Origin of the sequence: Acinetobacter sp. ANC 4558, from assembly GCF_002135375.1 — a bacterium.
Classification (GTDB): Bacteria; Pseudomonadota; Gammaproteobacteria; order Pseudomonadales; family Moraxellaceae; genus Acinetobacter.
In genome coordinates this window covers 1-20932 of the sequence record NZ_NEGH01000006.1, presented here as the reverse complement: position 1 = coordinate 20932, position 20932 = coordinate 1, and the positions used below count along the sequence as shown (strand labels likewise).

The window sequence follows — 20932 nt, the reverse complement described above, 5'->3', positions numbered from 1 at the left end:
GTATTAAGTGTAGCCACTTATGAACTTTTTCTCTATCATGCAACAATAATTAATTGCGATTAAGCACTCTTGGTTAATGAGAAACATGAAGCAACAGTTTAAATATAGCCCTTTGGCGACTGCAGTTTTAACCCTTCTATGTGGAAGCGCTATGTCAACATATGCAGCTTCTATAGAGTCGGCTTCAACAACGACAAATGAACAATTAAAAACAGTAATTAAAGAAAATTACCCTGGTCAACTTTTTTTTGAACAATACTATGTAGATAAATCTACACCAGAAGCACAACAACGACAAAAAAGATCCTTAAGCTCAGCTTTTTGCTCAGGCACATGGATCACCCCAATTAATCCTGAAGTAAAAACAGATACTGCTGATCAGTCAACTTCTACAATCACTGCAGACTATGGTCACTATAATCCAAATGGCGATTCAATTTTAGAAGGTAATGTCATTATTGATCAACCAGGTCGTCAGGTAAAAGCAGACAAAGTGACCATTGATCAAACACAAACTTATGCAAATGCAGAAGGACGTGTGCAAATGGCGCAAGGCGGCCTACTCGCACAAAGTGATCATGTAAATTATAATCTTAAAACACAATACGGCGACTTAGATAAAAGTTCATATATTTCTGAAGCACAACATGCACACGGTCAAGCTGAAAAAATCATTCGCTCAACCACAGACATCACTGTACTCAATGATGCGACATATACCACCTGTCCACCAGATGAATCACCAACATGGCAAATTAAAGCCAAAGAAATTATTCTGAACCAAGACACAGGACGTGGTGAAACCAAAAATACACGCCTATATGTTAAGAATGTACCCATCTTAGCAGTGCCTTATTTCAACTTTCCAATTGATGATCGTCGCACAACAGGTGTTTTAACCCCTTCATTTGGTATCAGTAATACCAGTGGTGTTGAACTTGGGGTTCCTGTTTATTTAAATTTAGCGCCCAATTATGATTTAACACTCACGCCAAGGTATCTTTCTAAACGTGGTGCAATGTTAGATGGTGAGTTTAGATATTTAACCGAAAATTTTGGTTATGGCCGTCTCAATGGTGGAATTTTGCCATCCGATAAAGAATACAATAAAAAAGATCGAAAACATTTAGAGTTTGATCATTTTTGGCAAATTAACTCACAGTTCTCCACATTCGCTGAATATAATTACGCATCTGACAAAGACTATTTCTCAGATCTCAACAATAACCCAAACTCACGAACTGATCTTAACTTACGTAGAGTTTGGGGGGTGAACTATTTTAGCCAATCATTACCTGGCTTAAGAGCTCACTTGAAAGTTGAGGATTTTCAAACACTTGATAAAGAGATTCCAGATAAAGATAAACCCTATGCTCGTCTGCCTCAATTCTTATTAAATTATACGACTGGAAACCCTGAAGGCTTGCAGTTTGAATATAATAATGATTCTGCTTACTTCAAGAAAAATATTCGCGATTTTACCAATACGGCAGAACCAAGTGGAACACGTATCTATAATGACTTCACGGTTCGCTACAATTTAAGCAATCCGTGGTCATATGTTCGCCCAAGCGTTTCTGTACGGAATCTGAATACTTATTATGATTTAGATACTCGAAATCGTTTTGATGCAAATCCGAATAGCACAAGTCGAAACTCCGAAGATGTTTCAATTGTTGTTCCTGAATTTACGCTAGATACCGCATTAAATTTTGAAAAAAATGGCAAATACCTGCACGTATTAAGCCCTCGTGCATTTTATGCCTATTCACCATATAAAAATCAAAATGGTAATCCTAACTTTGACTCAGTAGCAGCAACGATTGGCTATGAGCAACTGTTTAGTCCTCGACGTTTCTATGGTCATGACCGCTTAGAAGACAATAATTTCGCATCACTTGGTTTAAGTTATAGCTTATTTGATCAGATTGGTTTAGAAAGACTGCGTGCCAGTGTTGGTCAAACATTCTACTTTGAAGATCGTCGAGTCACTTTAAATGGGGACACCGACCGCTTTGATACAGAAAAGCGTACAGGACCAGTGTTAAGCCTCTCAAGTCAAGTAACTCAGAACTTTACAATTAACTCAAACAGCGCGTGGCTCGCAAATGGTAAGGATGCACTTCACAACTTAAATGCATTAATGACCACGGAAAAAGGTGCTTTATATAGTGCTGGTTATTATTATGAAAGAGATATTCCAAATCGACAGCGTGCATATCACCAATTTTCTGTTTCATTTGTTCAACCCGTCAAAAATAATTGGAGAATTATTGGGCATGCACAATATGATATTGAAAATAAAGTCGGACGTGACTATCTTGTAGGCTTGAACTATGAATCATGTTGTTGGGGTGTTTCCGTATATGGTCGCTCCTATTATAATGACTTAGATAATGTTAAAGCCTCAAATGTAAAACCAAACAAAGCAATTATGGCTGAAATTACTTTAAAAGGTCTTGGTAGCTTCAACAATAAACTTGCTTCTTTATTAGAAAACCGTATCTTAGGATTCAGTACAGCAAATCAATCTTGGACAAAACGTTAATGAAGACAAAACAACTACAACAGTTTTTTAAAGCCTCTATAGTCGCTCTCAGCATTGTTGCAGCATCTTCTGCATCAGCTCAAAGCTCAGATGAGATTGTTGCTATTGTTGATAACAATGTTATTCTGAGAAGCGATTTAGCACATAGCATAGAAGAATTTAGACAACATTTTGAAAATAATAAGCAAACACCGCCTGAAGCTTTTATTGCTCAACAAGCACTGGAACAGCTCATCCTTCGTGAAGCTCAATTGGAACAAGTCAAAAAATTTAATATTAATGCAGATGAAAAATCTTTAAACGAAGCAATTTTAGGAATTGCAAAACAAGCAGGTAGCCCGTCTATTGAAGCTTTTCAAAAAAAATTAGATGCTCAAAATCCTGGTGCTTATGAAGCTTTAAGATATCAAGTTGCCGAAGATTTAGCGATTAATCATTTACGTCAACAAATTGTTATGTCACGTATTCAAATTAGTGATCAAGATATTAATAACTTTTTAAAAACCCCTCAAGGTCAAGCAGCTCTTGGTAATCAAGCCCATATCATGCACCTTAAAATATCAGGTGAGAATGCCAAACAAGTTGCTCAACAAGTCCAAGATGCGCTTAATACGACAAATGACATCAGTAATATTAGCCAGAAATTTACAAATGCAAAAACATTTGTAACAGGCAATGATTTAGGTTATCGCAACCTCTCAGATATTCCAAGTGAACTTGTCGCAGAAGTTAGCACATTAAATATCGGACAAACAACTCAGCCAATTCAAGTACGTGATGATTTCCATGTCTTAAAGCTTGTCGATTTAAAGTCAAGTGACCAAAAAGCGCTCGTACCCCAATATAATGTACGCCACATTCTCATTCAGCCTTCAGAAGTCGTCAGCCAAGACAATGCGAAACAAATGATTGATAGCATTTATAATCGCTTAAAAGCAGGTGAAGATTTTGCGGTACTTGCCTCGACCTTTTCTAATGATCCAGGTTCTGCACGAGATGGTGGAAGTTTAGGCTGGGTAAATTTAGGTGTTATGGTTCCTGAATTTGAAAATCAAATGAAGAATACACCTATCGGAACATATACCACTCCATTTCAATCACAGTTTGGCTGGCATATCCTAGAGGTTGTTGACACAAGACAACAAGACATGACCAAAGAATATCAAAAGAATATGGCGCGTCAAGTTTTAGGTGAAAGACAATTTGACGCTGAAGTTGATAACTGGTTAAGAGAAGTACGCAATAATGCTTATGTCGATATTAAAGATCCTTCTTTAAATCCAAAAACAAATAATTAAATAAATCAATCAATATTCATATTATTCATCAATAAAAAAAGCCTCTCAATCGAGAGGCTTTTTTTATTTCAATTAACGATTACTGTTATTTTCATCTTCTTGAACATCATCAAATTTAGGTTCAGCATCAAAGCCACCTTGACCACCAAAGCCACCTTGACCACCGAAGCCACCTTGATTGCCGCCGAAGCCACCTTGACCACCGAAGCCACCTTGACCACCGAAGCCACCTTGACCACCGAAGCCACCTTGATTACCACCAAAGCCACCTTGACCACCGAAGCCACCTTGGTTACCACCAAAGCCACCTTGACCACCAGCACTACCACCCTGAGTACCGAATGCTGGAGTGCTACCTTGAGCACCAGCTGGACGTGGATTACGTGCAGGCACTACAGTTGAAATAGCATGCTTATAAACCATTTGGCTTACAGTATTTTTTAACAAAACAACATATTGATCAAAAGATTCAATATGACCTTGTAATTTAATACCATTTACGAGGAAGATAGAAACTGGAATACGTTCTTTACGAAGTGAATTTAAAAACGGATCTTGTAAAGTTTGACCTTTAGACATGTTATATAACTCCAAAAAATTTAAAATATCAGCGCAAAACCGTCTCTAATTTTTCAATTAAAATTTATAAAAAAGACGGTAGTTAAATTTTGCTTTAAACGTAATAGTTTAGCAAGTCTTCTTGTGCATTCTTAATGGTTAAATATGTTTGAATTTTATGTATTTCTTTCAAAGAACGTAACCAAGTGTATTGACGTTTTGCAAGTTGTCGTGTTGCAAATAACGCTTTATCCTTCATTTCTTCCATATTTACGTGATTATTATCACATTTAAGTAGAAAATTCAAGGCTTGCCGATAACCAACCGCACGCATTGACGAAAAATTCTCATCTAAATCATATTTTTCAATAAGAGATTCTACTTCACTCAAAAAACCGATTTCCCACATCTTTTCTAATCGTTGCTCAATCCTTTGATGTAATTCAGCTCGATCTGGTATCAATGCATAATTTTCAAATTTATAACGATAAGGTACATTTTTAGGTTGTTCTGCTTGTAACTGTGTAATCGGTTGCCCAGTAATTCGATAGACTTCTAATGCACGAATAATACGCTGTCTGTCGCTGACTTTAAATTTTTGCCCCGCAAGTAAATCCACTCGGCAAAGTTCAGCATATACAGATTCCCAACCCTGTTTTTCTGCTTCAGCTTCAATTTCACGACGAATCGCATAATCTGCACTCGGTAAGTTACTTGAAAGTCCTTCAAGTAATGCTTTGAAATAAAGCATAGTGCCACCAACTAAAATCGGTGTTTTACCTCTAGCATGAATTTCATCAATTAAACAACATGCATCTTCTACAAACTCCGCAGCAGAATATACTTCTAATGGAGAAATAATATCAATTAAATGATGTGGATATGCCTCTTGCTCTGCTTTACTTGGTTTAGCCGTACCTATATCCATATCTCGATAAACCAAAGCAGAATCAACAGAGATAAGTTCAAATCCACCATGTTCATATAGCTCACATGCCAAAGCTGTTTTCCCGCTTGCTGTAGGTCCCATCAAATTAATGACTGGCAATTCGTTTGACATGTAAAACTACTCTCCTCGAGCAAAAAGTTTATCTAATTGAGCTAATGGAAACGCACGCCAAGTTGGTCGTCCATGATTACATTGACTTGCGAATTCAGTTTGTTCCATCTGTCGAAGTAGTGCATTCATTTCAGAGAGACTCAACATTCTATGTGCTCGCACTGCACTATGACATGCCATGCCTGCTAAAATTTGATCACGCTTTTGCAATAAGCCTTGTGCTTCATCATTTGGGTCTAAATCATTTAATAATTCAGGGATAAGTTCAGAGAAATCTGCCTTATGCAAAATTGCTGGAACACCTCGTACAATAACCTGATCTTCACCATATTGATTTATCTCAAGCCCCAAACGCGCCAATTGCTCTTTAAGCTCTTCCACCCGCATCGCCTGCATACGCGTAATACTAATAATTTTTGGAATCAACAACTGTTGTGATGTCCAAAATTCAGGCTTATCCCATGCCGATTTCATTTGTTGTAAAACAATACGTTCATGTGCTGCATGCATATCAACAATAATTAGACCTTCGGTATTTTGTGCAAGAATATAAATCCCATGTAACTGTGCAATGGCAATACCTAGCGGATACTCATCCACTTTTTTTGCAATAAAATCATTCGCCTCTACATGACCATCCGATCCGTTCAATGAAGATGATGGCACAGTTGTTTCACGTAAAGGTGCTAAATAATTTTTTAATGCATTATTTAATTGAAGACTATTAGAATACGGTTTCGCTGTGGAATATGCGTTTGCATACTGCACATGTTCAGGTCGATTATGATTAAAATCACTTAATAGATTATTTTTTTCATTACTAGATTCATCTAGGACAGATGATGATGCGTTATGAAGGTTAAATTGTTCCTGATAACGTGGCTGATACATAACCTTTGAATCAACGTGATTATTATTTTGTTGACTATTCAATTCAGTCTGATGATTACCCTTCATTGCTGAAGCTAAATCAGCAGATGCCGTTTGAAATTGAGATAATGTATCTTTGGCATAATGACGTACAAACTCATGTACTTCACGTTGATTTAAAAAACGTATTTCATGTTTGGTCGGATGCACATTTACATCTATATTTTCGGGCTCAACTTCCAAAAACAACAAATATGCCGCATGTTGGTGACCATGTAAAATGCCATCAAAAGCCATTCTTAATGCATGAGAAATTGTTTTATCTTTCACAATTCTCCCATTTACATAAACATACTGTAAATCCGCCTGTGATCTTGCATCAGAAGGATGGCCTAACCATCCACTTAAACGCATATTCACACTATCTGCATCAATCCAATATGCATTTTCAACAAACTGGCGCCCGAGTAGTTGCTGAACTCTTTGAAAGCGTAGCTCACCACTGTCTGCAATGGGTAAATTTAATTTAATCGACTGATTATGTTCTAAAACAAATCGAATATCAAAATGTGTTAATGCTAATCGACGAACAATTTCTTCAATATGTCCAAACTCTGTTCCTGGTTTTTTAAGAAATTTTCGACGTGCAGGCACATTAAAAAATAAATCTTGAATACGAATATGTGTTCCCTGAGGAGATGCTACAGCTTGAATTTCCTGATGGTCAAATGCTGTTCCATTGACTTCAACTTGATAACCCACGCCATCATTATTTTGACTACTGGTTAAAGTCAGTCTAGAAACAGCAGCAATTGATGCTAATGCTTCCCCTCGAAACCCTAAGCTGATAATTGCATGTAAATCTTCTGATGTTTGAATTTTACTGGTCGCATGACGCATTACTGCCAAAGGTAAATCTTCAGCATGAATCCCTCGACCATTATCAATGATCTCAATAAGTGTACTACCACCTTGCTCCACACGAATAATGAGCTCTGTTGCGCCTGCATCAATTGAATTTTCAAGTAACTCCTTGACCACTGATGCAGGTCGCTCAATCACCTCACCTGCGGCAATTTGGTTGGCTAATGCAGGATGTAATGTATGAATACGGCGATTATGTAAATCATTCAGCATGCTTGAAATTACTCTCTAAAGCGCGTTGTAAAGCCTCAGAACTTGAACTTAAAGTGATATTTCGAGTCAGTTCATCTTCAGATTTTTCTATATTAATGATCAAATCAGCTTCAGGAATCTCACGTTCTCCTTTAGAAGGCCACTCAAAAAGAAATAAGGCGTTCGCTACCTCTAAATAATCACGAATCCCCATCAGTTCTAATTCATATGGATCATTGAGTCGATATAAATCAAAATGAAAGATATCTTTTCCTAAAATATGATAAGGCTCAACCAATGTATAAGTCGGACTTTTTACTGCGCCTTGATGACCTAAGGTTTGTAATAAATAGCGCGTGAATGTAGTTTTTCCAGCACCTAAATCTCCAATTAAATAAATAACTCCAGTCGTAAAATGCTGTGCCAAAAATTGTGCTAAATTTTGGGTCTCATTTTCATTATCTAACGTTAAATTAAATGAATATGGCATATTCACGGCAAGACGACTCTCAACAAGCTAAAAAAGTGTAAATATGATAACATTGCCCTGTATGAAAACCTATGTAGCAGTGTGTAAAAGTTATTTTTTCACTCAGTAAATTTTAATTTTTTGACCATATTACAAATGAATATTAAATCTGAATTTTTACCTCCTATGATCAATGGAGTGAGTGCAAGTAAACTTTATTTACCCGAAATATTCTTACAACCAACAACGACAATCTTTGAATATCTATGCTTACAGTTTACCCATATTAGTCAACATGAATGGGCACAACGATTTAATGAACAACTCATTTTCAATGATGCTGGACAAATACTTACCACTCAATCTCTATATACTGCCAATATTCATATCTTTTATTATCGGTTTCTTTCAAATGAAATTCACGTTCCTTTTCAACATATAATTTTATTTGAAAATGATGAACTTATTGTTGTCGATAAACCACATTTTTTAACGATGACGCCAACAGGTCAATATGTACAAGAAACATTATTGGTTCGTTTAAAACAGCAAACACAGAATGAGCATCTCACTCCCATACACCGACTAGATCGTGAAACAGCGGGTGTAGTTTTATTTTCAAAGCGGCCGAAAACACGTGGTCAATACCAACAATTATTTGCTGAGCGCAAAGTACAAAAAACGTATCATGCGATTGCCCCTTTTAATCCAGCCTTAAAATTTCCACAACAACTTTCTTTACGTATGGAAAAAGGTGAACCGTTCTATACCATGCAAGTGAGTGAGGGTATAAGTAACAGTACAACACGTATTTCAATCCTAGAACATAACGATCAATGGGCGAAATATTTATTACAACCACTGACAGGTAAACAACATCAACTTCGCGTTCATTTAAATCATTTGGGGCTTGCAATTCAGAATGATTCATTCTACCCAAAGGTAGTACACCACTCAGACCATGACTTTTCTGCACCATTACAACTTTTAGCCAAGAAGATTGAGTTTCAAGATCCAATTCATCAAAAGTATTTGTCTTTTTCATCACAACAAGAGTTGACATTGTCATAGCTTTGTCATTACATTAATTTAGATTTATCGTGTTATTTTATTGAAATAACTTTTTGTTCAATTAAAATACCCATTAAAGCCTTTATATATTTGACTATGAAAAATCATGAGAAAAACTGAAGTCTATCAAGTTCGCCTAGATTCACAAGAAAAAAAACAGGCTTTTGCTGTTTTCAAACAATTAGGAATTACGCCAGCACAAGCTGTGCGTCTTTTTTTTAAACAAGTTGTATTAACAAAATCTATCCCCTTTTCAATTGAAAATCAGAATATAGATTTAGAGCAACTCATTAAATTACGTAAACTCAAACAAGAACAAAAGCCTATCAATCTTTCAGACTTATCTGAAGCGATTGATCAAGATCACTCATTGGATGATGAGCACAGTGATTTCTTTAAAGAACTTGATGAATTATTAAATGATGCTGACAAAAAATAACATTGTCGTATTTTTAAACAATTCTATTCATCTTAGAACACAATTTTTCTTTATGCTTAATGTAAAAGGTCACTTTTACATGGAGTGAATAATGATTGTAAGGCGTGCAAAATTTGAAGATTTAGATCAACTCACCGTTTTGTTCGATGAATATCGCCAATTCTACGGTAGCTCATCCAATATTGCTGAATCCTACCAATTTTTAAAACAGCGCTTTGAAAATCAGCAAAGCATTATTTTTATTCATATCAAAGATGACATATTTACTGGCTTTGTCCTGTTATATCTAGGTTTTTCTACGGTTGCCTGCTCAAGCTATTATATTTTAGATGATGTATATGTCACGCCTCAGTTTCGCCGTCAAGGCGCTGCGAAACAACTCATTGATACTGCCATTTTATTTGCAGCACATAAAAATGCACTCAGAATTAGTTTAGAAACACAAAAAAATAATTTTAAATCTCATCAACTCTATGAAACGATGGGCTTTGTAAAAGACGATCAATTTCAAACCTATCACTGTTTTTTAAAGTAGTTTTCACTGAACTCAATCTTTTAAATCACGATATTTTGCTTGCTCAACTTGCTCTTGTCTTAAATACACCCACTCACCTTCAGCAAGTGTTGGTAATTGTAGTGCACCAATTTGATGGCGATGTAGCTGCTCAACTTTATTACCTACTGCCGCAAGCATTCTTTTTACTTGATGATATACACCTTGATGAATCGTTATTTGAAGATGCTTATCAGCTAAACACGTTATATCGGTAGCCGCAAAAATACCAACTTCATTGCGCAACTCAACGCCTTGTTTTAATTTTTCCATTTGCTCATCATTCACGACATCAGCAGTATGCATTTGATATACTTTAGCAACATGCTTTTTAGGATGTGTGAGTGCTTGTAAAAACTGACCATCATCTGTGAGTAACAATAATCCCGTTGTATCTTGATCTAATCGCCCAACACATTGAATACCTCGTTGATTAAGAACATCATCAAATAAATCAAATACACTAAAATGATGTGTCGATTGATGTGAACATTCATAACCTTGAGGCTTATTTAAAGCAATATAAACTTTTTCACGATACTGATATTCATGACCATAAACACAAAATAATAATTCATTCACATCTACTTTTTCTTTAGGGATTTGCTTCACCTCACCCTGTATTTGAACTGCCCCATTTTTAATTAATTGCTGACAATGCTTTCTTGTACCAAAACCTTGTGACTGTAACATTTTTTCCAAAAACATCATTGCTCGCTCATTATTTAAAATAGCCAACAGTTTAATCAAAACTGCCCTGAATACCTAGATAAATGCTTGTATCATCTCCCTTTCCATCATAAAAAGGACTACACTATTGGCTTTGTTATCATTTAATCAGTCGCATGTCTCAACTTGATCTTAACCTTATTGTCCTTTTGGTGCTTGTTGCTTGCGGAATATTTAGTCACAACACAGCTGTGACCATTGCTGCTGGTGTACTTATTGTCTTTAGAATCACTCCCTTAAGTGAATTTTTCCCTTTATTGCAAGAACATGGGCTAAATTTAGGGGTTATTATCCTAACTATTGGCGTACTAACACCCATTGCTAGTGGAAAAATTCCTGGAGATGAAATTCTAAAATCATTTCTCAACTGGAAATCATTATGCGCAATCGCAATCGGATTATTTGTTGCATGGTTAGGTGGTCGAGGGGTCAACTTAATGTCAAATCAACCGAATGTTGTTGCAGGCTTACTCATTGGTACTGTCGCAGGTGTAGCTTTACTTAAAGGCGTTCCTGTTGGCCCAATGATTGCTGCTGGTCTTCTATCACTCATTATTGGTACTGGGCGCTAATTATTCTCGCGCTAGCCTTATTTTATATCAAATACTCATGTATCAACGATATCAAAATCATAGTAAAGATACGACACCCATAAGTGATCATTTAAATCTTAAAAGTGTATATAAATCTTTAATACGCATAAAAAAAGCCTAAATCATTTGATTTAGGCTTTTTAAAATTTTGGAGCGGGAAACGAGACTCGAACTCGCGACCCCAACCTTGGCAAGGTTGTGCTCTACCAACTGAGCTATTCCCGCAATATGGAAAGGAATTATAAAGACTTTTAATTGACTGTCAATATATTCCCAACCAAATGCTGAATTAATCAGCACGGCGCCAAATCGTTCCTTGACGGGTATCTTCTAAAACCACCCCTTGATCGAGCAGCGTCTGACGAACTTCATCTGCACGTGCAAAATTTTTATCTTTCTTCGCATCTTGGCGTTGCTGAATATAATCTTCAATTTGCGCTTCAGATAAACCGAGAGCGTTTTGACCAATATCTGATTTTAAGAAATCATCAACAGGATATTGAACCAATCCAAGAATATTCGTAAGATAGCGCAAAGTAGAATAATAAATCGCTGATTGTTCAGTATTCTCTTCTTTAACTGCTCTATTGAGCTCTTTAATAATTTCAAATAAAACGGCTATTGCCTCTGAAGTATTAAAGTCATCACGCATTGCTGTATTAAAACGCTCAACGAGTGCTTCATCTAAAGTATCGACCGTTTTACTAGCATAAATTGCTTCATAGGCTTTATATGCATGATAAAAACGCGTTAATGTCGTTTTTGCTTCTTTTAATGCCACATCAGAAAAATTAACAGGACTACGATAATGTGAAGATACAATAAAGTAACGAATCACTTCAGGATGGAACTTTTCCATCACATCACGAATCGTGAAAAAATTACCCAATGATTTAGACATTTTTTCGCCATCAACATTAATAAAACCCACATGCATCCAATAATTTACATACTGTTCACCTGTTGATGCTTCTGACTGTGCAATTTCATTTTCATGATGTGGAAAGAGCAAATCTGAACCACCACCATGAATATCAAAGTGATTTCCTAAGCAGCATGTTGACATTGCTGAACATTCAATATGCCAACCTGGACGACCATTTCCCCATGGGGATGCCCATGAAGGTTCATTTTCTTTTGCATGTTTCCAAAGAACAAAATCAAATGGATGTTTCTTTTCAACTTCAACATCTACACGCTCAGAGGCACCGGCTTGCATGTCATCAAGTTTACGCCCAGAAAGACGACCATATTTTTCAAACTTTTCAACTTCAAAATATACATCGCCATTCGCTGAAGGATATGCAGTACCTTTATTCACCAAGTCACCAATCATATTTTGCATTTGGTCGATATACTCAGTGGCACGTGGTGCTTCATCTGGTGCTAAGCAACCTAAATTTTCAGCATCATCATTCATTGCTTGAATAAAACGATCGGTGAGTGTTGTAATACTTTCACCATTCTCATTCGCACGTTTTATAATTTTGTCATCAATGTCTGTAATATTACGTACATATTTCACTTGCCAACCTTGGCTACGTAAAAATCGAATAATATAATCAAATGCAACCATGACACGCGCATGACCAATATGACAATAATCATAAACAGTCATACCACATACATACATGTCGATATGTCCTTCTTTACGTGGAACAAATTCAACTTTTTTACGTTGCTCTGAGTTATAAAGAACAAATGGCTGCATAATACTTCAATAATAGTTTTATAAAAGATCGTCCATCTTAACCTAAGCCTTATTATTCATAAAGATTTGAGCAATGTTTTTCTTATTTAATTATAAAAAAATTGCAACTTTATCGAATTGATAATCGATTATCTGTACACGTTTTTCATTATAATCTCAATCATCATAAAAAAAGAGGTTAAATTTAATCTAACCTCTTTTTAAATCATTTGCATTTACTTAAATTGAATATCTTTAAATATTACATTCAACGTTATTATTTTTTTTGAACAAGAATTGAACCTACAGAATATCCAGCACCAAAAGAACACAATACACCATATTCATCATGCTCAACTTCATGCGCAGTACGGTGTAGTGCAATAATTACCCCTGCAGATGATGTATTTGCAAATTCATCCAAAATAATAGGAACCAACTCTGGCTGTGCATGTTCTTTTCCAACAACCAACTTTAAAATCAGTTCATTCATACTCGCATTAGCTTGATGCAACCAATAGCGTTTAATATTTTCAGGCGCAATCGCATTTTTATTCAACTGCTCTGTAATCATTTTAGCTACAAGCGGACAAACTTCCTTAAAAACCTTACGTCCATCTTGACGGAAACGATTATTATCGATATCTGCCTCTATTTCACTTAAATTTAAAAATCCAAAATTATTACGAATATTGTTTGAAAATTGCGTAAATAAATGGATATCCAATACTTCAAATCCAGATTTTATTTCGGTATCTTCAATAATCGATGCCGTTGCAACATCTCCAAAAATAAAATGACAATCGCGTGAACGGAAATCTGTATGTGCAGAAGTAATTTCAACATTGACTAACAATACACGACGTGCTCCTGCTTTAATTGCATCATACGCTTGCTTAATTCCAAATGTTGCTGCAGAACAAGCAACATTCATGTCATAGGCATAACCTTGAATACCTAAAGCACTTTGAATTTCAATTGCCACAGCAGGATAAGCACGCTGTAAATTAGAACATGATAAAATTACAACATCGATATCTTCAGGTGTTACCCCAGCATTTTCCATCGCTTGCTTTGCTGCAATTACGCCCCATTCTGCTTGAATTGAGAGCTCATCATTTGTCCGTTCATGTAATTTTGGACGTAAACGATGAATATCTAATATTCCTGTTTTTTCGATTACATAGCGTTGCTTCACGCCTGATGCTTTTTCAATAAACTCTGCACTTGAGCCACGGAGTTCTTCTAACGCCCCAGTCGCAATTTTTTCAGCATTTTCTTGGTTATAATGTTCCACATAAGCATTTAAACTTTCAACTAATTCTTCATTGGTAATGACATCTTTTGGGTGATACAAGCCAGTACCAGTAATGCGAATGCCCATGTAAAACTCCTATTAATTTTATCTATATATTAACTGATTCCAAGCTGTTCCCATAGTTTTTGCAAACGTGTGGTTGAAATTGGCATCTTTGTCTTCATTGGTTGAGAGAATAAAGAAATACGTAACTCTTCAACCATAAAATATAATTCTTTCAAACGTACATCATGTTTATATTTAAATAATTTTTCCATCCAAGGGTCAATTTGATCTATCGCGGCATTGTCACGTTGTAAATTATTAGGCAATCGATCAAGACGTAGAATCAATGCTTTTAAATAACGTGAAAACTCAAGCCAAACATCTATCGGTTTATTATAAACAAAGTCGGATAAATCCATTAAATCAAGTTGATCTTCAATATCATTTATATTCACACTGAATACAGATGCATCTAGAAGCAGTAATTTTCGACGAATATCCTGCCACTGAATAAAAATATCACTTAATTCTTGAAGAATCTTTTGTCCATGCGTTAAAAACGTTTTTTTAACATGTTCAAGCAAAGCATCATACTCATGAACATTAACAGGAAGCTCTGAAATAGCCATTTGTAATGTTGCATAAATTAACATTTGTTCTAATTTTGCTTTATCGCCTAGTGGTGAATATGCCAATGCCAATGGCTTAGAGATCTGTTTTTTAAGCTGACGTATCAAATCCCCCAATTGCATATGTACTAAACGTATTACACCACTTCGGTGCTGCTTTACCGCTTCAAATTGATCATTAAATGTTTGAATAACAACACCTGACTCATCTTTTTGCTCTAAGTCAGAGAATTTTCGGGTTGGCACTAAAGCTTGATACTGCTTCACAATTACGCCCGTAACCTTCTGTGAAGCTTCAAAAACAAAATTAGCTGGAAAGCTTTTAAACTCTCCCTTTAATTGTTTTACTGGGCTATGTGTTTCTGTGCGACAACGAGCTTTTAATTCGGCTAAATCCCGTCCTTGTTCAATCACTCGCCCATTTTCATCACGTACTTTGATTAATGGAATCAAATAGGCTTCAACGCGCTCAAAAGAGAAATCTTTTTCTACAATTTGCTCGCCACGAAGCTGATAAGCCAAGTAATGAAATATATGCGCTTGTAAATGCTGTGCATCAATAGCTTTCAGCAATTTTTTAGCCGTATCTGGAACTGGAACCAAATTGCGACGCTTATCTTTAGGCAAAGATTTTAATAACGCCTCAATCAACTCCTGACGCCAACCTGGCACTCCCCACGACCAAATATTCTCATCGACCTGTGCCAAGGCTTGAATTGGAATTTTAACTGTCGCGCCATCTTCATCATGACTTGGATCAAATTTATAAGTTGTTGCTAAACGTAGCTCACCATTGCGTAAAAAATCTGGAAATAATTGTGTCGTTGGGCGATCATCCAACCACAATGCATCATCTTCCACAAATAAATAACGCGGATCTTTCGGTTCAATTGTTGCACGCCAATCTTCAAAACTTCGTCGACTTGCTATTTCAGGTGGTATTTTTGATGCATAAAACTGATAAATCGTTTCTTCATCGACAACCAAATCACGACGACGCAGTTTATCCTCCACACGCTCCACTTCTTCAAGTTTTAATAAGTTATGCTTGAGAAATGGTGGAGAAATACCTAAATTTCCTGTCGTTAATGCATCTCGCAGAAAGATTTCATGTGCCGCTGGCTGATCGACTTTTTCATAATTAATTGCTTGCTTAGGCTCAATAATTAAACCAAATAATGAAATTTGATCATAAGCATTAACAACACCGGTTTTTTTAGACCAATGTGGCTCAAAATAATGATGCTTTAATAAATTACCTGCGGCCAGTAAAATCCATTCTGGTTCAATTTTTGCTAAAGTTCTCAAATATACTTGTGATGTTTCCACCATCTCGAATGCCATCACCCAAGAGGTATTGGTTTTATGCAAGGTGGATGCTGGGAATACGCGTGCTTTTTGCTGCCGAACTGCCATAAAAACATTACGCTCATCTGTTTTATTGGCAATAAAAGATAAAAGCCCTGTTAATAAAGCTCTATGCAAATTTTCATAGCTAGCCTTTTGGGCATTAAACGAGAGTTTTAACCCACGTGCTAAATCAACCAATTGCTCGTGTGTTTTTTTCCATTCTCGCAAACGCAACCAACTCAAAAAATGTTGTCGAGCAAAAGTACGACGCCTATTCTCACTCATACTTTCATGAGAATTATTTATAGCATCCCAAAGTTTTAAATAAAATAAGAAGTCTGAGTCTGCTTCACGGAATAAGGCATGTTTTTGATCTGCTTGCATTTGCTTATCCGCTGGGCGCTCTCGCGGATCTTGTACAGCAAGTGCAGCAACAATAATCAAAATTTCATTTAAAACACCAAAATGCGCACCACCCAAAATCATTCGTGCAAGCCGCGGATCAATCGGCATTCTTGCCATTTGCTGACCAATTTTAGTTAATGCCTCTTTAGGTACATTTTTACGCAATTGATCTTTAGCGATGACAGATTTTTCAACCATAGCACCGAGTTCAATTAAAAGCTTTCTCCCATCATTCACTAAACGATGATCAGGTGGCTCAATAAAATCAAACTCTTCCAGTGTACCCAAGCCCAAACTTTGCATTTGCAAAATGACAGATGCTAAGTTAGTTCGTTTAATTTCAGGTTCAGTAAATTCTGGACGACTTAAAAAATCCTCTTCACTATATAATCGGATACATACGCCAGGTGCAATACGTCCACAACGCCCTTTTCGTTGATTGGCTGCTGCCTGAGACACTGCTTCAATCGGAAGACGTTGCACCCTAGAGCGATAGTTATAACGTGAAATACGCGCAAAGCCACTATCAATGACGTAGCGAATATTCGGCACCGTAAGTGCAGTTTCAGCAACGTTTGTTGCAATAATAATACGTCGCCCACCACCCGATGGATTAAAAATTTTCTGCTGTTCAGCTAAAGCTAAACGTGCATATAACGTAAGTACTTCTGTATGTTTTGGCCCATGTTTAATTAATGTTTCTTGTAATTCTCGAATTTCTTGCTCGGTACTTGCAAAAATTAAAATATCTGCATGCTCTGGATGCCCTTTCGATTGTGCATCTTGCAAGCACTCTGCAACTGCTAAAACAACTGCTCGAGGTAAATTTTCCTCAAAATCATCAAATTCATCATCATCACTACCACCGATATTAAGTTCAGAAATAGGTCGATAAAGCACATCTACTGGGTAACTACGCCCCTCAACTTCGAAAATAGGCGCATGATTGAAATATTGACTAAAACGGTTTACATCAAGTGTTGCGGACGTAATGATGACTTTTAAATCTTGTCGTTTAGGGAGTAATTGCTTCAAATACCCCATAATAAAGTCAATATTCAATGAACGTTCATGTGCTTCATCAATAATAATCGTATCGTATTTATTTAAATAACGGTCATTTACTAGTTCAGCCAGTAAAATACCGTCTGTCATCACACGAACAATCGAATTTTCTGAACCTTGTTCATTAAATCGTACTTTAAAACTAATCGAATCTCCTAACTTTTCACCAACTTCTTCGGCAATACGTTGGGATACACTTCGTGCAGCCAATCTGCGAGGCTGGGTATGTCCAATTAAACCCGTTAATCCTCGACCTGCAAGCATTGCAATTTGTGGTAATTGTGTTGTTTTACCTGAACCTGTTTCACCAGCAACAATAATCACCTGATGCTTTTCAATGGCTGCAATTAATTGATCTGCATATTGAGTAACGGGTAAATCTTGATTTAATTTAATATTTGGAATTTGTTCAACTCGAGCTTTCACTTTGTCATTTGACTTTTTAAAAAGCTCATCGAACTGCTGTAGATTCGCATCTTTACCTTTAGCTAGTCGATTTAAACGATGACGGTCACGCACCATTACGAGTTGATCTACATTTAAATGACTCAGCACAGATTAAAATCTCTTCAAAACAACAAAAGCGTATTTTACGCTGTTCTCTACAGAAGAGAAAGCTTCCCTTTTTCGATAATTTTCAACTTTTTTAATTTTAACACTTGAATTTACACACCTTCGTCATCATGTATAGGCATGCTATACCAATAAATCTGCTTTTGGCTTTATTAAATATTGATTGATCTACTCAGAAAATCAAAGTCAATTATTGCTGATATTTATTATTCGGTTTTTCCGATTTTAGTAATGTAAAAATACTGTTTCAGCAATCGAGAAGAATTCGCTACTCTTCTTAAGGAAATTAAATACTAACCTCAATCATGGAGACAATGATGAGCTTAATTAATACTGAAGTTAAACCATTCAAAGCACAAGCATTCCAAAACGGTCAATTCATTGAAGTTACTGAAGCTGATCTTAAAGGCAAATGGTCTGTTGTATTTTTCTATCCAGCTGACTTTACTTTTGTTTGCCCAACTGAGCTTGGTGATCTTGCAGATAACTATGCAGAATTCAAAAAATTAGGCGTTGAAATCTATTCAGTTTCTACTGATACACATTTCACACACAAAGCTTGGCATGATTCTTCTGAAGAAATCAAAAAAATTGAATATGTAATGGTTGGTGATCCAACTTGGACTCTTTCTAAAAACTTTGACGTATTAATCGAAGCTGCTGGTCTTGCTGATCGTGGTACATTCGTGATTGATCCAGAAGGTAAAATTCAAATCATCGAAATCAATGCTGGTGGTATTGGTCGTGATGCTCAAGAACTTCTTCGTAAAGTTAAAGCTGCTCAATATGTTCATGCTCACCCAGGTGAAGTATGTCCAGCGAAATGGAAAGAAGGCGAAGCAACTCTTGCTCCTTCAATCGATTTAGTCGGTAAAATCTAATTTCGATTAGATTTTTAAATATAAAAAACCACGCAATTTAGCGTGGTTTTTTTATATCTATTTTTAATCATTCAATATCTACAAAAATTGTTATTTTCATTCTTTTAAATCTTGTATCTCAAGGTGGTTATGCTATACATAAATAATAAACACCAATCTAACCATTTAGGCTCAAATTATGATTTAACCTTTAACCACCAAGAGGTTGCTTATGGAAATAACTGTTGCTGTGACATCTTTTAAATACAATTCAACATCTAAATATTTAAAAATTTTTTATAACAATGGAACTGTAGATTTATTTCATCCAGTTCCAGAATTCATCTACAATAATTTAGTTCGATGTAGCAATAAAGCAGTATTTGTCCATAAATATCTAGAATACAATTTACACTTCAAACGAATGTCAATTCAATAAAAATTGCAAAGTCATCATATTAAACTTGATGACTTTTATCTTTGATATAATCTAGTTAAAGAGATGTAACTAAAAATAAGCCTGCCCCTATAGGTAATGTTGTCGTTGTAAATGTTGTATCGGATTGCACTAAATCCAAAAATGCTTGAACTTCAGTCTGATGAGAAATTATATTATCCACAATTAATATTCCCCCTTTTTCATTTAAAAGATGAGGTAAATATCGCCAATATTCACAATATGCATCACGCTCTGCATCTAATAAGATTAAATCAAATTTTTCTGAAGAATGACGTAAATATTCCTGTGCATCTGACACAATAAAATCAATATGATCATCAAGTAGAAATTCAATTGCATTTTTTTGTGCCATTGCAGATCTAGCAACGTCTATTTCAATGGTTGTAATTTTTCCTTGTGTTGCTTGAGCTGCATATGCCAACCATAAAGTTGAATATCCAGTCGATGTTCCAATTTCTAAAATATGACGCGACTGCTGTGCTCGAATAAAAATATTTAAAAACTCAGCTGATTCTGGCTCAATATTTCTATACCGATTTAAACGATCAGATTGTGTAGCATCATGTGTTTTAAATTGCTGATATAAAGTTTCTATTTTAGATAAAAAATTCAAACCACTCATTGATCAAACCTATCCTAATTCTTGAATTAACTTAAAACGCTCTAATGTTTGGCCATCTACAATCACTGCTTCACAAAACATATCTAAAGGCCTTACCCACATCGAATAATCCCCATACAAGCACTGATAAACAACTAACTTTTCTTGTGTTTCACTATGTGTTGCAATAGAAAAAACTTGATATAACTTTCCTTTATAATGTTGATATATACCTTTTTTAAGCATCATCTTTTATCCACCTAATTATATTAAATTTCAAACCTAAATCGATTATAAAAATTCCACTCATTTATTAGCAATCTCTACTAATCTCTTGAAAAATTAAGTTTTATCTCCATTAATTTTATCAGACTTGCATAGGTTTATAACGTTATTTTAATATTGATTCAATAAACCGATCATTTAAATGAGAATAACTTGTTTTACCTATCTATTGGTTTATTCTATGATTCTTCCATCAAATAAAGATTTACTCCTTTGGAGACGTTCGTCATGTTAGATCAAAATACTTCAGCACAATTAAAAACGCTTCTTGAGCGCCTTGAAAGTCCAATTGAATTGGTTGCAAGCTTAAATGATTCAGATAAATCAGAAAAGATCAAAGAACTTGTGACAGAAATTGCCGCACTTTCAGATAACGTGACTGCACGTTTTGATGGAAAAAACAAGCG

At 35.7% G+C, this 20932-nt stretch carries 18 protein-coding genes, 1 tRNA gene and 1 pseudogene; 9 read left to right on the top strand and 11 right to left on the bottom strand.

The annotated features are described in order from the left end of the window. Positions 1 to 85: 85 nt before the first annotated feature. Positions 86 to 2548 (top strand): LPS-assembly protein LptD, encoded by a 2463-nt coding sequence (locus B9T31_RS08525; protein WP_086181536.1) that lies wholly within the window; start codon positions 86 to 88, stop codon positions 2546 to 2548. Then, a complete protein-coding gene (locus B9T31_RS08520) occupies positions 2548 to 3846 on the top strand; it encodes a peptidylprolyl isomerase (protein ID WP_086181535.1) in 1299 nt (432 codons plus the stop codon). Before B9T31_RS08525 ends, B9T31_RS08520 begins: the two co-directional genes overlap by 1 nt. 72 nt (positions 3847 to 3918) lie before the next feature. Here B9T31_RS08520 and hfq read toward each other — a convergent pair whose 3' ends face one another. The 4 genes from hfq to tsaE all read right to left on the bottom strand — a co-directional run bounded on the left by hfq (position 3919) and on the right by tsaE (position 7940). After that, the gene (gene hfq, locus B9T31_RS08515) at positions 3919 to 4425 is read right to left on the bottom strand and encodes an RNA chaperone Hfq (protein ID WP_086181534.1); all 507 of its coding nucleotides are present in this window, start codon (positions 4423 to 4425) and stop codon (positions 3919 to 3921) included. A gap of 94 nt (positions 4426 to 4519) precedes the next feature. After that, positions 4520 to 5464: a tRNA (adenosine(37)-N6)-dimethylallyltransferase MiaA gene (gene miaA / locus B9T31_RS08510; protein WP_086181533.1), complete on the bottom strand. Its 945-nt coding sequence runs from the start codon at positions 5462 to 5464 to the stop codon at positions 4520 to 4522. Between the two features lie 6 nt (positions 5465 to 5470). Continuing rightward, positions 5471 to 7471 carry a DNA mismatch repair endonuclease MutL gene (gene mutL / locus B9T31_RS08505; RefSeq protein WP_086181532.1) on the bottom strand — a complete coding sequence of 667 codons (2001 nt, stop codon included), beginning with the start codon at positions 7469 to 7471 and terminating at the stop codon, positions 5471 to 5473. After that, positions 7461 to 7940, bottom strand: a complete 480-nt coding sequence (tsaE, locus tag B9T31_RS08500; RefSeq protein WP_086181531.1) for a tRNA (adenosine(37)-N6)-threonylcarbamoyltransferase complex ATPase subunit type 1 TsaE — start codon at positions 7938 to 7940, stop codon at positions 7461 to 7463. The genes mutL and tsaE overlap by 11 nt, the downstream gene beginning before the upstream one ends. A gap of 135 nt (positions 7941 to 8075) precedes the next feature. Between tsaE and B9T31_RS08495 the strand changes: the two genes are divergently transcribed. The 3 genes from B9T31_RS08495 to B9T31_RS08485 all read left to right on the top strand — a co-directional run bounded on the left by B9T31_RS08495 (position 8076) and on the right by B9T31_RS08485 (position 9964). Then, complete coding sequence (locus B9T31_RS08495) at positions 8076 to 8990, top strand: pseudouridine synthase (protein ID WP_086181530.1); 915 nt, start codon at positions 8076 to 8078, stop codon at positions 8988 to 8990. Positions 8991 to 9096: 106 nt separating this feature from the next. Beyond that, positions 9097 to 9429 carry a type II toxin-antitoxin system RelB/DinJ family antitoxin gene (locus tag B9T31_RS08490; protein WP_086181529.1) on the top strand — a complete coding sequence of 111 codons (333 nt, stop codon included), beginning with the start codon at positions 9097 to 9099 and terminating at the stop codon, positions 9427 to 9429. A gap of 91 nt (positions 9430 to 9520) precedes the next feature. Further along, complete coding sequence (locus tag B9T31_RS08485; protein WP_086181528.1) at positions 9521 to 9964, top strand: GNAT family N-acetyltransferase; 444 nt, start codon at positions 9521 to 9523, stop codon at positions 9962 to 9964. A gap of 12 nt (positions 9965 to 9976) precedes the next feature. On the opposite strand, the gene B9T31_RS08480 is transcribed toward B9T31_RS08485, so the two are convergent. Continuing rightward, positions 9977 to 10690 carry a pseudouridine synthase gene (locus B9T31_RS08480; RefSeq protein ID WP_086181710.1) on the bottom strand — a complete coding sequence of 238 codons (714 nt, stop codon included), beginning with the start codon at positions 10688 to 10690 and terminating at the stop codon, positions 9977 to 9979. A gap of 137 nt (positions 10691 to 10827) precedes the next feature. On the opposite strand from B9T31_RS08480, the gene B9T31_RS08475 reads away from it, so the two are divergent. Next, positions 10828 to 11283, top strand: a complete 456-nt coding sequence (locus B9T31_RS08475) for a DUF441 domain-containing protein (protein ID WP_086181527.1) — start codon at positions 10828 to 10830, stop codon at positions 11281 to 11283. Positions 11284 to 11453: 170 nt separating this feature from the next. Here B9T31_RS08475 and B9T31_RS08470 read toward each other — a convergent pair. From B9T31_RS08470 to hrpA, 4 genes are all read right to left on the bottom strand, one after another. Next, a tRNA-Gly gene (locus B9T31_RS08470) sits at positions 11454 to 11529 on the bottom strand. 64 nt (positions 11530 to 11593) lie between these two features. Then, positions 11594 to 13015 carry a cysteine--tRNA ligase gene (gene cysS / locus B9T31_RS08465; protein ID WP_086181526.1) on the bottom strand — a complete coding sequence of 474 codons (1422 nt, stop codon included), beginning with the start codon at positions 13013 to 13015 and terminating at the stop codon, positions 11594 to 11596. Between the two features lie 256 nt (positions 13016 to 13271). Further along, a complete protein-coding gene (locus B9T31_RS08460; protein WP_086181525.1) occupies positions 13272 to 14378 on the bottom strand; it encodes a beta-ketoacyl-ACP synthase III in 1107 nt (368 codons plus the stop codon). Positions 14379 to 14407: 29 nt separating this feature from the next. Beyond that, the gene (gene hrpA, locus B9T31_RS08455) at positions 14408 to 18268 is read right to left on the bottom strand and encodes an ATP-dependent RNA helicase HrpA (protein ID WP_416202532.1); all 3861 of its coding nucleotides are present in this window, start codon (positions 18266 to 18268) and stop codon (positions 14408 to 14410) included. A 368-nt stretch (positions 18269 to 18636) separates the two neighbouring features. On the opposite strand from hrpA, the gene ahpC reads away from it, so the two are divergent. Then, entirely contained in the window at positions 18637 to 19200 is a 564-nt protein-coding gene (ahpC, locus tag B9T31_RS08450; RefSeq protein WP_086181523.1) for an alkyl hydroperoxide reductase subunit C, read from the top strand. Between the two features lie 211 nt (positions 19201 to 19411). After that, positions 19412 to 19618, top strand: a complete 207-nt coding sequence (locus B9T31_RS08445; protein ID WP_086181522.1) for a KTSC domain-containing protein — start codon at positions 19412 to 19414, stop codon at positions 19616 to 19618. Between the two features lie 55 nt (positions 19619 to 19673). Here the strand turns inward: B9T31_RS08445 and B9T31_RS08440 are convergent, their stop codons facing one another. Next, entirely contained in the window at positions 19674 to 20261 is a 588-nt protein-coding gene (locus B9T31_RS08440; protein WP_086181521.1) for an O-methyltransferase, read from the bottom strand. A 9-nt stretch (positions 20262 to 20270) separates the two neighbouring features. Continuing rightward, the gene (locus B9T31_RS08435) at positions 20271 to 20489 is read right to left on the bottom strand and encodes a DUF1653 domain-containing protein (RefSeq protein WP_086181520.1); all 219 of its coding nucleotides are present in this window, start codon (positions 20487 to 20489) and stop codon (positions 20271 to 20273) included. A gap of 264 nt (positions 20490 to 20753) precedes the next feature. On the opposite strand from B9T31_RS08435, the pseudogene B9T31_RS08430 reads away from it, so the two are divergent. Continuing rightward, a pseudogene (locus B9T31_RS08430) lies at positions 20754 to 20932 on the top strand (alkyl hydroperoxide reductase); the annotation flags it as partial.